This is a genomic window from Nocardia nova, from assembly GCF_002933465.1.
GTDB classification, from domain to species: Bacteria; Actinomycetota; Actinomycetes; order Mycobacteriales; family Mycobacteriaceae; genus Nocardia; species Nocardia nova_B.
Map to the genome: position 1 here is coordinate 33,101 of NZ_PSZE01000011.1, position 14,708 is coordinate 47,808.

At 67.4% G+C, this 14,708-nt stretch carries 15 protein-coding genes; 12 read left to right on the top strand and 3 right to left on the bottom strand.

Annotated elements, in window-relative coordinates; translation table 11 throughout:
- Nucleotides 1-94: 94 nt before the first annotated feature.
- The 3 genes from ruvC to ruvB are packed head-to-tail and all read left to right on the top strand — an operon-like array spanning nucleotide 95 to nucleotide 2,390.
- Nucleotides 95-664 carry a crossover junction endodeoxyribonuclease RuvC gene (gene ruvC, locus C5E41_RS15385; RefSeq protein WP_104376655.1) on the top strand — a complete coding sequence of 190 codons (570 nt, stop codon included), beginning with the start codon at nucleotides 95-97 and terminating at the stop codon, nucleotides 662-664.
- Nucleotides 661-1,266 (top strand): Holliday junction branch migration protein RuvA, encoded by a 606-nt coding sequence (gene ruvA / locus C5E41_RS15390; protein ID WP_104376529.1) that lies wholly within the window; start codon nucleotides 661-663, stop codon nucleotides 1,264-1,266. Before ruvC ends, ruvA begins: the two co-directional genes overlap by 4 nt.
- Nucleotides 1,267-1,271: 5 nt before the next feature.
- Nucleotides 1,272-2,390, top strand: coding sequence for a Holliday junction branch migration DNA helicase RuvB (gene ruvB / locus C5E41_RS15395; RefSeq protein WP_104376530.1), 1,119 nt, complete (start codon nucleotides 1,272-1,274; stop codon nucleotides 2,388-2,390).
- Between the two features lie 28 nt (nucleotides 2,391-2,418).
- Here the strand turns inward: ruvB and C5E41_RS15400 are convergent, their stop codons facing one another.
- The gene (locus C5E41_RS15400) at nucleotides 2,419-2,943 is read right to left on the bottom strand and encodes a DivIVA domain-containing protein (RefSeq protein WP_219823171.1); all 525 of its coding nucleotides are present in this window, start codon (nucleotides 2,941-2,943) and stop codon (nucleotides 2,419-2,421) included.
- A gap of 22 nt (nucleotides 2,944-2,965) precedes the next feature.
- A complete protein-coding gene (locus C5E41_RS15405) occupies nucleotides 2,966-3,598 on the bottom strand; it encodes a TetR/AcrR family transcriptional regulator (protein ID WP_439956401.1) in 633 nt (210 codons plus the stop codon).
- Between the two features lie 70 nt (nucleotides 3,599-3,668).
- Between C5E41_RS15405 and C5E41_RS15410 the strand changes: the two genes are divergently transcribed.
- From C5E41_RS15410 to C5E41_RS15440, 7 genes are all read left to right on the top strand, one after another.
- Nucleotides 3,669-5,162 carry a flavin-containing monooxygenase gene (locus C5E41_RS15410; protein WP_104376533.1) on the top strand — a complete coding sequence of 498 codons (1,494 nt, stop codon included), beginning with the start codon at nucleotides 3,669-3,671 and terminating at the stop codon, nucleotides 5,160-5,162.
- A gap of 124 nt (nucleotides 5,163-5,286) precedes the next feature.
- A complete protein-coding gene (yajC, locus tag C5E41_RS36190) occupies nucleotides 5,287-5,757 on the top strand; it encodes a preprotein translocase subunit YajC (RefSeq protein ID WP_104376534.1) in 471 nt (156 codons plus the stop codon).
- Nucleotides 5,758-5,895: 138 nt separating this feature from the next.
- Nucleotides 5,896-7,728, top strand: coding sequence for a protein translocase subunit SecD (secD, locus tag C5E41_RS15420; RefSeq protein ID WP_104376535.1), 1,833 nt, complete (start codon nucleotides 5,896-5,898; stop codon nucleotides 7,726-7,728).
- Nucleotides 7,725-8,927: a protein translocase subunit SecF gene (gene secF / locus C5E41_RS15425; RefSeq protein ID WP_104376536.1), complete on the top strand. Its 1,203-nt coding sequence runs from the start codon at nucleotides 7,725-7,727 to the stop codon at nucleotides 8,925-8,927. Before secD ends, secF begins: the two co-directional genes overlap by 4 nt.
- A complete protein-coding gene (locus C5E41_RS15430; protein ID WP_104376537.1) occupies nucleotides 8,927-10,663 on the top strand; it encodes an ABC transporter substrate-binding protein in 1,737 nt (578 codons plus the stop codon). Before secF ends, C5E41_RS15430 begins: the two co-directional genes overlap by 1 nt.
- Nucleotides 10,664-10,713: 50 nt before the next feature.
- Nucleotides 10,714-11,271, top strand: a complete 558-nt coding sequence (locus tag C5E41_RS15435; RefSeq protein ID WP_439956402.1) for an adenine phosphoribosyltransferase — start codon at nucleotides 10,714-10,716, stop codon at nucleotides 11,269-11,271.
- 150 nt (nucleotides 11,272-11,421) lie between these two features.
- Nucleotides 11,422-11,835: a hypothetical protein gene (locus C5E41_RS15440; RefSeq protein WP_146097569.1), complete on the top strand. Its 414-nt coding sequence runs from the start codon at nucleotides 11,422-11,424 to the stop codon at nucleotides 11,833-11,835.
- Nucleotides 11,836-11,918: 83 nt separating this feature from the next.
- Here C5E41_RS15440 and C5E41_RS15445 read toward each other — a convergent pair whose 3' ends face one another.
- Nucleotides 11,919-12,149 carry a hypothetical protein gene (locus C5E41_RS15445; protein ID WP_219823172.1) on the bottom strand — a complete coding sequence of 77 codons (231 nt, stop codon included), beginning with the start codon at nucleotides 12,147-12,149 and terminating at the stop codon, nucleotides 11,919-11,921.
- 228 nt (nucleotides 12,150-12,377) lie between these two features.
- Here C5E41_RS15445 and C5E41_RS15450 point away from each other — a divergent pair, with 228 nt between their 5' ends.
- Together C5E41_RS15450 and C5E41_RS15455 are read left to right on the top strand one after the other, a co-directional pair.
- Complete coding sequence (locus C5E41_RS15450) at nucleotides 12,378-12,821, top strand: nitroreductase/quinone reductase family protein (RefSeq protein WP_104376541.1); 444 nt, start codon at nucleotides 12,378-12,380, stop codon at nucleotides 12,819-12,821.
- 187 nt (nucleotides 12,822-13,008) lie between these two features.
- Nucleotides 13,009-14,613: an ABC-F family ATP-binding cassette domain-containing protein gene (locus tag C5E41_RS15455; protein ID WP_104376542.1), complete on the top strand. Its 1,605-nt coding sequence runs from the start codon at nucleotides 13,009-13,011 to the stop codon at nucleotides 14,611-14,613.
- Nucleotides 14,614-14,708 lie beyond the last annotated feature (95 nt).

The following is a 14,708-nucleotide window of genomic DNA, read 5'->3' on the forward strand; positions in this document are numbered from 1 at the left end:
TCGCGGAGCCCGGGCTCCGTGTCGGTGGCCGCCGGTGCGGGGGCTCTCGGTTAGACTTCGAACAATTGTTCGCGACTCGACAGGGGTGCATTTCGTGCGGGTGATGGGTGTCGACCCCGGGCTCACCCGGTGCGGTCTGAGCATCGTCGAGGGCGGTCTGGGGCGGCAGGTCACCGCGCTCGACGTCGACGTCGTGCGGACACCGGCCGATATGAACCTCGCGCAGCGGCTGCTGGGCGTCGCCGACGCCGCCGAGCACTGGATGGACACCCACCGGCCCGAGGCGGTAGCGATCGAGCGGGTCTTCGCCCAGCACAACGTCCGCACCGCGATGGGCACCGCACAGGCCGGCGGGGTGATCGCACTGGCGGCCGCGCGGCGCGGTATACCCGTCGCGTTCCACACTCCGAGCCAGGTCAAAGCGGCGGTGACCGGCAACGGTTCCGCGGACAAGGCTCAGGTGACGGCGATGGTGACCCGCATCCTAGGCTTGCAGACGGCGCCGAAACCGGCCGATGCGGCCGACGCCCTGGCGCTGGCGATCTGCCACTGCTGGCGGGCGCCGATGCTGGAGCGGATGGCGAAGGCGGAGGCCCAGGCCGAACAGGCGCGGCGCAGATACGCCGAAAGGCTTGCCCAGCAACGAAAGGCGGTGACCAGGTGATCGCGTCGGTGCGCGGTGAGGTGCTCGAGATCGGGCTCGACCACGCGGTGCTGGAGGCCGCGGGCGTCGGATACCGGCTCAACGCCACTCCCTCCACGCTGGCCGGTCTCACCCGCGGTGGCGAGGCCCGCCTCTACACCGCGATGATCGTGCGTGAGGATTCGATGACGCTGTACGGCTTCGCCGATACCGAGGCGCGCGATCTGTTCGGGCTGCTGCAAACCGTCTCCGGTGTCGGTCCCCGGCTGGCGATGGCGGTGCTGGCGGTGCTCGAGCCCGAGGCACTGCGAAAAGCGTTGGCGGAAAGCAACGTCGCCGCGCTGACCCGGGTGCCGGGGATCGGCAAGCGTGGGGCCGAGCGCATGGTGGTCGAACTGCGTGACAAGGTGAATCTCGTACCCGTGCAGTCCGCTCCGCCCGGCGCGGCGCCCGCCCCGGTCGTCACCCCGGTGCGTGATCAGGTCGTGGAGGCGTTGACCGGTCTCGGGTTCCCGGTGAAGCAGGCCGAGCCGGCCGTGGACGGCGTCCTCGCCGAACAACCCGAGCTGGGTACCTCGCAGGCGCTGCGGGCCGCACTGGCGATCCTCGGCCGGAATCGGTGACGCCGATGCGCGACGACGAATTCCCTTCCGGCAGTGACGGTTTCGATGCCAGCGCGGACGGCGGCGAATCCGCGGTCACCGCGAATTACCTGACCTCCGACGGCGACATCGAGGCTGGTCTGCGCCCGAAATCCCTGGACGACTTCATCGGCCAGCCCCGGGTGCGGGAACAGCTGGCCCTGGTCTTGCGCGGTGCCACCCAGCGCGGCGGTACCCCCGACCACGTCCTGCTGTCCGGCCCGCCCGGACTCGGCAAGACCAGTATGGCGATGATCATCGCCGGCGAACTCGGTACCGCACTGCGCATCACCTCCGGACCGGCCCTGGAACGCGCCGGCGACCTGGCCGCCATGCTCAGCAATCTGGTCGAGGGCGACGTGCTGTTCATCGACGAGATCCACCGCATGGCCCGCCCGGCCGAGGAGATGCTGTATCTGGCGATGGAGGACTTCCGGGTCGACGTCGTGGTCGGCAAGGGACCGGGGGCGACCTCGATCCCGTTGGAGATCGCGCCGTTCACCCTGGTCGGCGCCACCACGCGCTCGGGCGCGCTGACCGGCCCGCTGCGCGACCGCTTCGGCTTCACCGGGCACATGGACTTCTACGAACCCGACGAACTGCAACGCATTCTGCAGCGCTCGGCGGCGATTCTCGGCGTGCGCATCGAAGCCGACGCGGCGGCCGAGATCGCCGGCCGCTCCCGAGGTACGCCCCGCATCGCCAACCGGCTGCTGCGCCGGGTCCGCGACTATGCCGAGGTACGGGCCGACGGCCTGGTCACCCGGGACATCGCCAAGGCCGCGCTCGCAGTGTACGACGTGGATTCGCTGGGGTTGGACCGGCTCGACCGTGCCGTCCTGGGCGCGCTGGTCCGCGGCTTCGGCGGCGGCCCGGTCGGTGTGTCGACGCTGGCGGTGGCCGTGGGGGAGGAGGCCGCCACCGTCGAGGAGGTGTGCGAACCGTTCCTGGTTCGCGCCGGTATGGTTGCGCGCACCCCGCGCGGGCGGGTCGCCACCGCCGCCGCCTGGGAGCATCTGGGCCTGGTGCCGCCGCCGGATCTGGTCTTCGGATCCATCGAGGTCCGGGGCCGCGAAGCCCAGCCCACCCTCGACCTGTTCGACTGACCCGGGCCGCCCGAAGCGACCCGGTCGGTCAGCTCACCAGCGCCGCGACCGCATCCACGAAGGCATCCACCTCGCCGCAGTGATAGGTCCGGACTCCTGTGGCGGCGGTGCCGAATACGGGGCGGATCGCCGCCGCGCCCCATCCCGCCGCGGCCTGTGCCAGTAACGCTGCCACGCGCTCACGGAACGCGTCGACCTCGTCGGCGACATATCCGCTCCGTCCCAGCGGGGGCGCCGAAAACCGCAGCCGGGAAACAAATTCCGGCGACGGCGGCCACGCCACCTGCGGCCGGGTCGGTCCGTAGCGCGCGGATTCCAGTTCCACGCAGGCGCGGTCGAGAAATGCGTCCACCTCGTCGCGGTCGTAATCGCGGCGGCCGGGGGCGGCCAGGCCGAATTCGTGTCCGCGAATGGCGGCCGCGCTCAGGATGGCCCGGCCCGCGAAGGCATCGGCGAGGGTGGCGCAGAACGCGTCGACCTCGGCGGGGTCATAGCCGCGGTGCCCGATCGGGGCCCGCCCGAATCGGATCCCTCGCACATACTCCGGCGTCACCCGCACATTGTTACAACATCGCTCAGTCGGCGCGTACCCCGTCGATCAACAACCGCGGAATCGCCTGGGCCAGTCCGGCGGTCGACTCCGGATCGGGATCGCGCAGGCCGTGCACGATGGCCGCGAGCAGCATGCCGGTCACCGCCTTGGCCGTATTGGCGGCGTCGAGGTCGGCCCGCAGATAGCCCAGTTCCACGCCGTGCTCGAGATATCCGGTGGTCAGCGCGTCGGCGGTGTCGAGCAGGCCGTAGAGCCGCATCGTCAGCTCCGGATCGATGCCGGTCGCCTGGAACAGCAGCAACTGCGCGACCCGGCGGTCTTCGAGGAAGATCCGGTGCAACGCCACGCCGATCCGGTCGAGTTGACGCCGGTAATCGGCGAGCGAGGTCGCCGCGTCGGGCGCGTTCTCCGTTCCGAGTGCCTCGATGATCCGCGCGGCGAGATCGTCGATCACGTGGTCGATGATGTCGCGCTTGTTCTCGAAGTAGCGATAGAACGTCCCGTGCCCGATTCCGAGGGCCGTGGCGATATCGGCGATTCCGGTGGCGTGATAGCCCTTGTCGGCGAAGCAGGCGAAGGCGGTGTCGATGATCTGTTGCCGCAGTTCGGCCTTGCGTCGTTCCAGATGGGTGGATGGCTTCGGCACGGACCCGATGATACGGTGTTCCGCAACGGAATGATGTGTCATTCCGTAGCAGATACGTCAGGTAACAGGGAGGTTCGGCGTGGCACCTCAGTACGACGCCGTGGTGGTCGGTGCGGGATTCGGCGGTATGGGGGCCGGAATTCAGCTGGATCGTCTGGGTCTGAAGAATTTCGTGATTCTCGAGCGGGAGGACGGCCTGGGCGGCACCTGGCACGTCAACCACTATCCGGGTCTGGCGGTCGATATCGCCTCGGTGACCTATTCCTATTCGTTCGAACCGAATCCGCATTGGTCGCGGCTGTTCGCCCCGGGCGCCGAGCTCAAGAAGTACGCCGAGCACATCGCGGACAAATACGATCTGCGGCGCCGGATGCGGTTCAACCAGGTCGTCGGCGGCGCCCGCTGGGATTGCGAGCACGCGTACTGGGTGGTGTCGCTCGAGGGTGGCCAGACGCTCACCGCCCGCTATCTGCTCACCGCGACCGGCTTCCTGTCCCAGCCCTACACCCCGCCGTTCCCGGGCATCGACAGCTTCGCCGGCAAGATCATCCACACTACCGCCTGGGAGGACGATTTCGATCTGACCGGCCGCCGTGCCGCCGTCATCGGCACCGGTGCCACCGCCGTACAGCTCGTGCCGGAGGCCGCGAAGAAGGTCGCGGAACTGACCGTCTTCCAGCGCACGCCGATCTGGGTCGTCCCGAAGGTCGACACCGCCATCCCGAAGCCGGTTCAACAGCTGTTCGAGAGGGCGCCGCTGACCCAGAAGGTGGCCCGGCTGGTCAACACCGGCGCACTGGAACTGCTGATGGTCTCGGGCGTGCTGCACTACAAGCAGGCCAAACTCGGCAACAAGGGCGCCGCACTGCTGGCGAAGGCACATCTGCGCGCCCAAGTGCGCGATAAGGAGACCCGCGACAAGCTGACCCCGCACTACGACTTCGGCTGCAAGCGGCCCACCTTCTCCAACACCTACTTCAAGACCTTCAACGAACCGCACGTGCGGCTCGAGACCAATGCGATCGACCATCTCGAGGCCGACGGCATCGTGACCGTGGACGGGCACAAGACCGAGATCGACACGCTGATCCTCGCGACCGGCTTCAATCTCTGGGATGTGAACTTCCCGGCCATCGAGATCATCGGCCGCGACGGGGTGAATCTCGGAAAGTTCTGGCGCGACAACCGGTTCCAGGCCTACGAGGGCATCACGGTGCCGAAGTTCCCGAACTTCTTCAGCCTCAACAGCCCCTACTCCTACAGCGGTCTGTCCTACTTCACCACCATCGAGGCGCAGATGAAACATATGGACCGGCTGCTGCGCGAGGCTCGCCGCCGCGGTGAGGAGGTCTTCGAGGTGCGTGAAGAGGCCAACGCGCGCTTCCTGGACTACGTCACCGAGAAGCTCGACTCCTCGGTGTTCTACGCCGGGAGTTGCTCGACCGCCCGCAGCTACTACTTCAACCAGCACGGCGAGGCCGCGCTGTTGCGCCCGAACAGCACGATCACCACCCATCGCGAAGCGGTCAACTTCCCGCTCGACGACTACGTCTACGGCGCACCCGCGGCCTGATGCGCCGCTGCGGCGGGGTTCGCGCCGGTGTGGCGCACACCGCGGGTGTGGCGATAATCCAGGTTGCTGGCAGACTGTGTGGGTACAGCCCACCCAACCCACCAAACTAGGACCGACTACGACGATGGCGAACCTGCTGTTTCCGCTGCTACTGGTAGTTCTGCTCGTGCCGATGTTTCTCGGTGTCCGCCGCCAGAAGCGCGAAGCGCAGAAGGTCGCCGATATGCAGGAGAGCGTGAAGGTCGGTGACCAGGTCACCACCACCTCCGGCCTCTACGGCACCGTGGTCGACCTCGACGAGGAGACCGTCGACCTGGAGATAGCCGAGGATGTGGTGACCACCTGGCTGCGCGCCGCCATTCGCGATGTGCGCCCCGGTGGGGACGCCGCCGCCTCCGCCGAGGTGGATTCCGGCGCGGACGAGTCCGACGACGAGGCGATCGCCGCTCCCGCGGCGGATGCCGCCGGTGCCAACAGGACGAACGGGGCCAACGGATCGGGTTCCGTGAACGGCTCGGCGACCAACGGTTCGGCCTCGGCCTCCGGTGTGGAGGAATCCGTCGAGGACACCGCAGCCCGGCTGCGCAAAGACTGACCCGCTTCCGCCGTCGCAGCGCTTCGCCGCCGCGACGGCGGTGCGGCGTGTCCGTGGGCCGGCGTTCGCCGGTGCTTCGTGCTCGCAGGTCATGCCGCAATTCCGGCCGCCACCCTCACCGCCTAGGAGATATGTACAGTGCCACCTTCCAAGGGAACGGGGCATCCGCTGCGGCTGCTCGGCGTCTACGCCGTGCTGCTCGCGGTGATCTACGCGTTGGTGTTCTTCACCGGTGACAAGTCGCCGGAACCCAAACTGGGAATCGACCTGCAGGGTGGAACCCAGGTCACGCTGACCCCGCGCACGCCCGACGGCGGTAAGCCGAGTAAGGACAGCCTCAAGCAGGCCCAGCAGATCATCGAATCCCGGGTCAACGGTCTCGGTGTGGCCGGTTCCGAGGTGGTGATCGACGGCAACAACCTGGTCATCACCGTGCCCGGCAACGACGGGCAGCAGGCGAAGTCGCTGGCCACCACGGCCAAGCTCTACATCCGCCCGGTGGTCGGCCAGCCGTTGCCGGTGGGGCCGGACGGCAAGGTCCAGACCGGTGGCGAGCCCGCTCCCGGCGCGGAGCAGCCCGGCACCCCGCCGGCGAACACCCCGGCTCCGGGTGCGGGTCAGCAGGCACCCGCACCGGGTGCGTCGCCCGGTACCGAGTCGAAGCCGTCGAACGAATCCGGCACCGCCTCGGGTACGGCCTCCTCGGGTGAGACGTCCGGCACCGGCGAATCCTCGGGCACGACCGCACAGAACCGGGTCTTTCCGGCTCCGGCGCAGGCTCCGACAACGCCCGCCCCGACTCCGACTCCGACTCCGGCGCCGTCTCCGGAGCCCGGTGCGCCGAATCCGGCGCTGACGCCGCAGCAACAGGCCAAGCAGGAGATCGACGCGGCGCGCGCGCTGCGTCAGAGCACCGACCCGCAGGTCCAGCAGCTGGCGGCCCAGCAACTGGACTGCCGCAAGCCCGACCCGTTGGCCGGTAACGACGATCCGAAGCTGCCGCTGGTGACCTGCTCGTCGGACGGCAACGAGGTGTACCTGCTGGCGCCGATGCGCATCGACGGCCAGGACATCAAGGATGCGAGTTCGTCGCTGAACCAGCAGTCGCAGTGGGCGGTCGATCTGACGTTCAAGAATGCCGACGCCTGGGCCGATCTCACCAAGGAATACCTGCAGAAGCAGGTGGCCTTCACCCTCGACTCGAAGGTGATCAGCGCGCCCGTCGTGCAGCAGGGACCGCAGCTCGGCGGTACCACCCAGATCACCGGCCAGTTCAACGCCTCCACCGCCAAGGAACTCGCCAACTCGCTGAAGTACGGCTCGCTGCCGCTGTCGTTCGAGGTGTCGGAAGCCTCCACCGTGTCGGCGACGCTCGGCCTCGCCTCGCTGCATGCCGGTTTGATCGCCGGTGCGATCGGTTTGGTCGCGGTGCTGCTGTACTGCCTGCTCTACTACCGGATGCTCGGCTTCCTGGCGGGATTCTCGCTGGTGGCCTCGGGTGTGGCGGTGTACGGCATCATCGTGCTGCTCGGCAGGTGGATCAATTTCACTCTCGACCTGGCCGGTATCGCCGGTCTGATCATCGGTATAGGTATGACCGCGGACTCGTTCGTCGTGTTCTTCGAACGCATCAAGGACGAGATGCGCGAGGGCCGCAGCTTCCGCTCGGCCGTGCCGCGCGGCTGGGCTCGCGCGCAGCGCACCAACCTCTCCGGTAAGACCGTCAGCCTCATCGCCTCGGTGGTGCTTTACATCCTGGCGGCCGGGCAGGTGAAGGGCTTCGCGTTCACCCTCGGCCTCACCACCGTGCTCGACGTGGTGGTGCTGTACCTGGTGACCTCGCCGCTGATGATGCTGGCCTCGCGCTCGCCGTTCTGGGCGAAGCCGTCGGTCAACGGTCTGGGTGCGGTGCAGCAGCTCGCGCGCGAACGCAAGGCGGCCGGCACGCTCGTAGGGACGGGGGCACGATGAGCGACAATCGCAGTCAGGTGTTGGAGGAACCATTCGTGGACGAGTCGCTGCCCGCCGCGGACGCACCGAAGCACGGATTCTTCGAACGCCTCTACACCGGCACCGGCGGCTTCCGGATCGTCGGCCGGCGCAAGCTGTACTACGGCATCGCCGCGGTGCTGGTCCTGATCGCGGTGCTGAGCATCGCGGTGCGCGGCTTCACCCTCGGCATCGATTTCGCCGGTGGTACGAAGATCCAGATCCCGGCGACCAGCGGCATGACCACGACGTCGGTCTCGGACACCTACTCCCAAGCCCTGGGACACAGCCCGGTCACCGTGCAGAAGGTCGGTTCCGGTTCTTCGGCTTCCTTCGAGATTCGTTCCGAGACACTGGATTCCGCGCAGCAGGACAAGATCGCGGATGCGCTGTTCACGAAGTACCACCCGAAGGATTCCAGCGGTACGGCCAGCCGCAGCGTCATCAGCGTCACCGAGATCAGCGAGACCTGGGGTGGGCAGATCACCCGCAAGGCGATCATCGCGCTGGTGGTGTTCGTCCTGTTGACGATGGTCTACATCGCCATTCGATTCGAACGCGATATGTCGATCGCCGCGATCGCCTCGCTGTTCTTCAACCTGATCGTCACCGCCGGCATCTATTCGATCGTCGGCTTCGAGGTGACGCCGGCCGCGGTGATCGGTCTGCTGACCATCCTGGGCTACGTGCTCTACGACAACGTCGTGGTGTTCGACAAGGTGGAGGAGAACACCCGCGGGGTTCTGCATCTGACCCGGCGCACTTACGGTGAGCAGGCAAATCTCGCCGCCAACCAGACGCTGATGCGCTCGATCAACACCACGGTGATCGGCATCCTGCCGATCGTCGGCATGCTGGTGATCGCGGTCTGGCTGCTCGGTGTGGGCACGCTGAAGGACCTCGCGCTGGTGCAGCTGGTCGGCATGATCGTCGGCGCCTACTCGTCGATCTTCTTCGCCGTGCCGCTGCTGGTGTCGATCAAGGAGCGCTTCGGACCGGTGGCCGCGCACACCCGCAAGGTGCTCGCCAAGCGTGCCGCCGGCGATACCGGCCGCACGAGTGAGACGCTGGGCCGTCGCGCCTCCGGCGCCCCGGTGGCCACCCGCACCCGCGACAGCGGTTCCGCCGCACCGAGACCCGGTGCCCGGCCCACCGGGAAGCGGCACAAGAGAACCCACTGATGAGGCGAAGGGGGTCGGATCGCGTGCGGCGGACGCTCCGGCGGACATTCGGTGTGATCGCGGCCGGTGCACTGCTCACCGGTGTGATCGCGGGTTGTTCGAGCAAGAACCAGGTGCCATCCATCGGGTATGCCGTCGACGCGGTGCCGGCCACTTACAACGGCGGGAGTTCGGCCGGTGTCGCGGGCGGCTCCGCGGCGCTGTTCGCCCGCGTGCTGACCGGGTTCTACTACACCGGTCCGGACGGCCAGCCCGTCGCCGACACCGATGTCGGCACGGCGAACGAGGTGGCCGGCGAGGCGCAGACCATCCGGTACCGGCTCAACCGCGACGCGGTCTATTCCGACGGCGTGCCCACCTCCTGCGACGATCTCGTGCTCGAATGGGCCGCGCGCAGTGGGCGATTCACCAAACCGGGCCCGGGCGGCGCGATCCCGCTGTTCGACGCCGCCTCCACCACCGGCTACTCCGATATCGAGCGGGTCGAATGCCAGCCCGGATCCAAGGACGCCACCGTGGTGTTCCGGCCCGACCACCACTTCCTGGCCTGGCGGACGCTGTTCAACGCCGGTGATCTGATGCCGGCGCACATCGCCGCCAAGGCCGCGGGCGTGCCGAATGTGGTGGCGGCGGTGCAGTCCGGCGACCTGGCCGCACTGGACCGGCTGGCGCAGTTCTGGAACACCGGCTGGAATCTGAAATCCGGTGACATCAACGCCGACCTGCTGCCGTCCTCGGGGCCCTACCGCATCGAGTCCTACAGCGACGGCGACGGTCTGGTGCTGGTCAAGAACGACAAGTGGTGGGGCAACAAGCCCGCCACTCCCCGAATCGTGGTGTGGCCCAAGAACGCCGATCTGAAGAAGAAGATCTCCGACAACTCCGTCGAGGTGGTCGATATCGGCGCGGGCTCGGTGAAAGACCTGAGTCTGAACGAGTTTTCGGTGAATCAGGAACCGGGCCGTGGCGCCGAGCAGTTGGTGCTGTCCACCGCGGGCGTCTTCGCCTCCACCGATGCCCGGCGCGCGTTCGCACTGTGTGTCCCGCGCCAGGCGTTGTTCGACACGCTGGGGCATCCGGGTTTCGACAACAAGTCCGGCCTGGGTTCCGGGCCCCTCGATTCCCGGACGGTCCAGGCCGATTCGGTGTACTACCCGGCGATCACGGGTCCGGCGGAGAAATACCGCGCGGGCGACGCGCCGGGTGCGCAGCGGGCCCTGACCGCGGCCGGTGTGGCCAATCCGACGATCCGGATCGGCTATCGCAGTCCCGACGATCGTCGTGCGCGCACGGTGGCGATGATCGCGGATGCTTGCAAGGCGGCGGGGGTGACCGTCGTCGACGCCGGTGCGGCGGACTTCACGCCCGCGGAACTGGGCGCCGGGAAGGTGGACGCCGTACTCGGCGGCACTGCGGCCGCCGTGGGGCCCGCTGGTTCCTTGCCGGGGATCGAGGCGACGGCGGCGTTGCGCACCGGCCAGGGTGTGAATTTCGGGCGGTTCGGCAACGGGCGTTACGATGCGATCGCGGATCAGCTTGCGGCGGATGACAATTCGGCGACGGTATTGAATCTGGACACCGAGGCCGAGAAGCTGCTGTGGAACGAGATGCCGTCGATCCCGCTGTTCAACACGCCTCGGACCGTAGCGTTCGGGAAAGGGCTGGATAACGGGGTCGCGAGCCCCACCAAGGCCGGTGCGGGCTGGAATATGGACCGCTGGGTGTTGCGGCGGTGAGCGTCCTTGGACGCTGGATGAGGGAGCGGGTGTAGATGAGTAAGCACACGATGGTGGAAACGGCCGAAACCGCGGAGGAGAAGGTCGCGCGGACCGCCGAGGTGGTCGGGCGACTGACGCGCTGGCACGACGATTTCCCCACCCAGGGTGTGCGTTTCGCGGATCTGACCCCGGTATTCGCCGACGCCGAGGGCTTTCACGCGGTGATCGAATGTCTGGCCGCCTGCGCTCCCGACGCCGATCTGGTGGCGGGCGTGGACGCGCGCGGATTCCTGCTGGGTGCGGGTGTGGCGGCGCTGCTGGGGACCGGGGTCGTGGCCGTGCGCAAGGGTGGCAAGTTGCCGCCACCGGTGCTCTCGCGCGAATACACCCTCGAATACGGCTCCGCCGCGCTGGAAATTCCGGCCGACGGTATCGACCTCACCGGCCGCAAAGTGCTGCTGCTCGACGATGTCCTCGCCACCGGCGGCACACTGGCCGCCGCGGCGGAACTGTTCCGCAGTGCCGGGGCGCAGGTGGTCGCGACCGCGGTGGTGCTCGAGATCGGCGAACTCGGCGGGCGTGCTCGCCAGGGCGACTACCCGCTGACTTCGATCGTGCAGGTGTAACTCGCGTGTCGGTTGTGGGGCCCGAGCGGGGGATCGTTATGCTGACGTGCGGCAAGGGGGCCCGGATGAACGACCGACGGACGATCGCATGAACGAGTACCGCAGTGTGCGCGACAGAGCCGGAGCAGGAGACGCCGACCGGTGGTGGCGATGAGCCGCAGTCGGCGTACCCGAATCGGGGCAGCTCTGGCGGGCGCGGTGGGCGTCGCGTTCATCGTCGGCGCCGCGACTGCCGCGGCCACTCCTTCAGCGGCGCTGCGCGGCGGTGCCACTGTCACGGCCCGGGTCACGGGGGAGAAACCCGGGCAAACCTGCCGGATCACCGGCTCGGGTATCGATATGCCCTGGCGTACGGTCGGTTCCGACGGTTCGGTGGAGCTGGACAGCGGACCGGTATCGTCGGGGCGCCACAACGCTCGCGTCGTCTGCCAGGATCCGCGCACAGGCGCGGCCTCACAGCATGCGGTGGGTAAGGAAGAGGACGTCTTCACCGGGCATTGGGCCCCGGCCTTCGAATTCCTGCACCATCACCGGATGGAATTCCTTACCCCGCACGAGCCCTGAGCTGATCGAACACCGAGTTGATCGAACACCGAGTTGATCGACACCGAGCTGATCGACACCGAGACGATCCGCTCCCGGCGCCACTAGATCCGCGCCAGCAGCCGCGCGATGATCCCGGTCACCACGAGCCAGAACACCGCTGCCAGACCGTAATTGATGATGATGTCCCAATCTCGGGAGCCGGTGTTGAACAGGCCCGGGAAGAACAGCGCCAGCGGTTCGGCCAATCCCTTGATGAAGGTGAAGAACCGGTTGGTCTGGTTGGCGTCGAAGACCTGCAGCAGGATGTAGACGATCTCGATCAGAGCGAGCACACCGCCGACCGTGCTGACGATCGCCGCCAGTCCACCCGTGCGGTTTGTCCCATAGGTTCTATATCTGTACATGTCGGCCGAATACCCGCCTGACGGCGTTGAACGCAGCCGATTGTGTCCAGAGGTCTGGACTTCCACAAATGTGAGCATTGCTCTTGACGGGGGCGCGCAGACGGGTGAGAATTGAGTCATCTAAGAGAGCAGCGCTCACAAAAGCGAGGAGTAGTCATGAACGCCACCCGGTACATCGCACCGACCGGAATCGACCCGATCGTGAACCGGATATTCAACGCCCTCCCGAAGTGGGGCATCAGCGTGATGGGTTCCCGGCTGCTGGCGGTGCGCGGTCGCACCTCCGGAGAGTGGCGGACCACGATGGTCAACGTCCTGCAGGATGCGGACGGAACCCGGTATCTGGTCGCTCCTCGTGGACGTACGCAGTGGGTCCGCAATATCCGCGTCGCCGGCGGTGGGGAACTGCGGCTCGGGCGTAAGACCGAGGTATTCACGGTGACCGAGGTCGCAGACGCCGACAAGGTGCCCGTGCTGCGGCTGTACCTGAAGAAGTGGGGCTGGGAGGTCGGCAAGTTCTTCGAGGGTGTGACCGCCGACGCCACCGACGCCGAACTCGCCGCCATCGCGCCCGGCTTCCCGGTCTTCCGAATCAACTGAGCCGCAACGACTTCCGTCGCCCGTGGCGCGTGTCACCGGCGACCTGATCTTGCGGCCCCCCTTCCGGTCCGCTAAAGTTGCCGAGTCTTGTTTCCGTTGATCGGAGTCGTGCCGTTGCTCTTCTGAGGTAGCCATCGCGTGGCCCGCACATCTGCGTGCCATTCCCGCCGCCCTCAGGAGCACGCATATGTCTATTTCGACTATTTCTCTGTCCGATCTCACCTTCGTATGGCCCGACGGCACCTCCGTGTTCGACGGTCTCGACGCGGTGCTCGGACCCGGCCATGTCGGTGTGGTGGGCAGTAACGGAGCCGGAAAGTCCACGCTGTTGCGCCTGGTCACCGGGGAATTGCGACCCGCACGTGGTTCGGTGGCGGTCGCGGGGCGGCTCGGATATCTGCGCCAGGACCTCGGCTTGGCCGCGGGACAGCGCGTCGACGCCGTGCTCGGCATCGGCGAGGTGCGGGCCGCGCTGCATCGCATCGAATCCGGAGCGGGAACCGAGGCCGATTTCGACCGGGTCGGAAACCGCTGGGATGTCGAGGAATCGGCGATCGCGCTGCTCGGCCGGTTGGGCCTGAACTACCTCGCCGGCGATGTCGCACAACTGGATCGGCGCCTGAACACCCTGTCCGGCGGGGAGACGGTATTGCTCGGGTTGGTGGCAGAACTGCTGCGCGAACCCGATGTGCTGTTGCTCGACGAACCCACCAACAATCTGGATTCCGCTGCGCGCCAACGTCTGTACGACGTGGTCGAGGGATTCGCCGGCACTGTGCTGACCGTCAGCCACGACCGCGAACTGTTGCGGCGGGTCACTACCGTCGCCGAACTGCGGCGCGGTGAGATCCGCACGTTCGGCGGGAATTTCGACGATTACGAGCTGATCGTCGAGGCCGAGCAGGAGGCCGCGCGCGCAGCGATCCGCGATGCCCGCAGTGATGTGCGCAAACAGTCGCGCGAACTGGTGGAGGCCAGGATCAAACTGGACCGGCGCCAGCGCTACGGGCAGAAGATGTGGGACACCAAACGCGAGCCGAAGATCGTGATGGCCGAGCGCAAACGACAGGCGCAGGTGTCGGCGGGCAAACTGCGCAACAACCACATCGCGAAAGTGGAGGAGGCCAGATCGACGCTGGAGCAGGCCCAGGAACTGCTGCGCGACGATCGGGAGATCCGTGTCGACCTGCCCGGAACCAGGCTTTATTCCGGCCAGGACGTGGTGGCGATGGAACAGGTGCGGCTGGCCAACGGGCCGGTGGTCACGCTGCGGGTGAGCGGTCCCGAACGCATCGCTCTCACCGGGCGCAACGGCGCCGGCAAGACGACCCTGCTGCATCGCCTCGTCGAGGAACCGCCGAAGGTGCCGTGGCGGCTGCTGCCGCAGCGACTCGACATCTTCGACGAGCGGCTGTCGATCGTCGACAACGTCTCCGCGGCGGCGCCGCACGCCGGTGCCGAGCAAATCCGCGCACAACTGGCGCGGTTCCTGTTCCGCGGCGCCGACGCCGATGTCGCGGCGGGGGCGCTGTCGGGCGGCGAGCGGTTGCGAGCCGCGCTGGCGGTCCTGCTGCTCGCTGAACCGGCGCCGAAACTGCTGCTGCTCGACGAGCCCACCAACAACCTCGATCTGCCCAGCCTCCGCCACCTCACCGAGGCGCTGACCAGCTTCGAGGGTGCGCTGATCGTGGTCAGCCACGACCCGCGCTTTCTCGATGAGATCGGCGTCACGCGACGCCTCGAATTGACCCCGGCCGGGTTGGTGGATGAATCGGACTCCGGAACCGGTTGAACGAACGGGGTGCGTCGGACCGGACCGGTGCACCTCCGGGAAAACTCCTACTAAAGTGGGTGTTCTGGGCTGTTGAAGCGGTCGGCTAGGGTGTG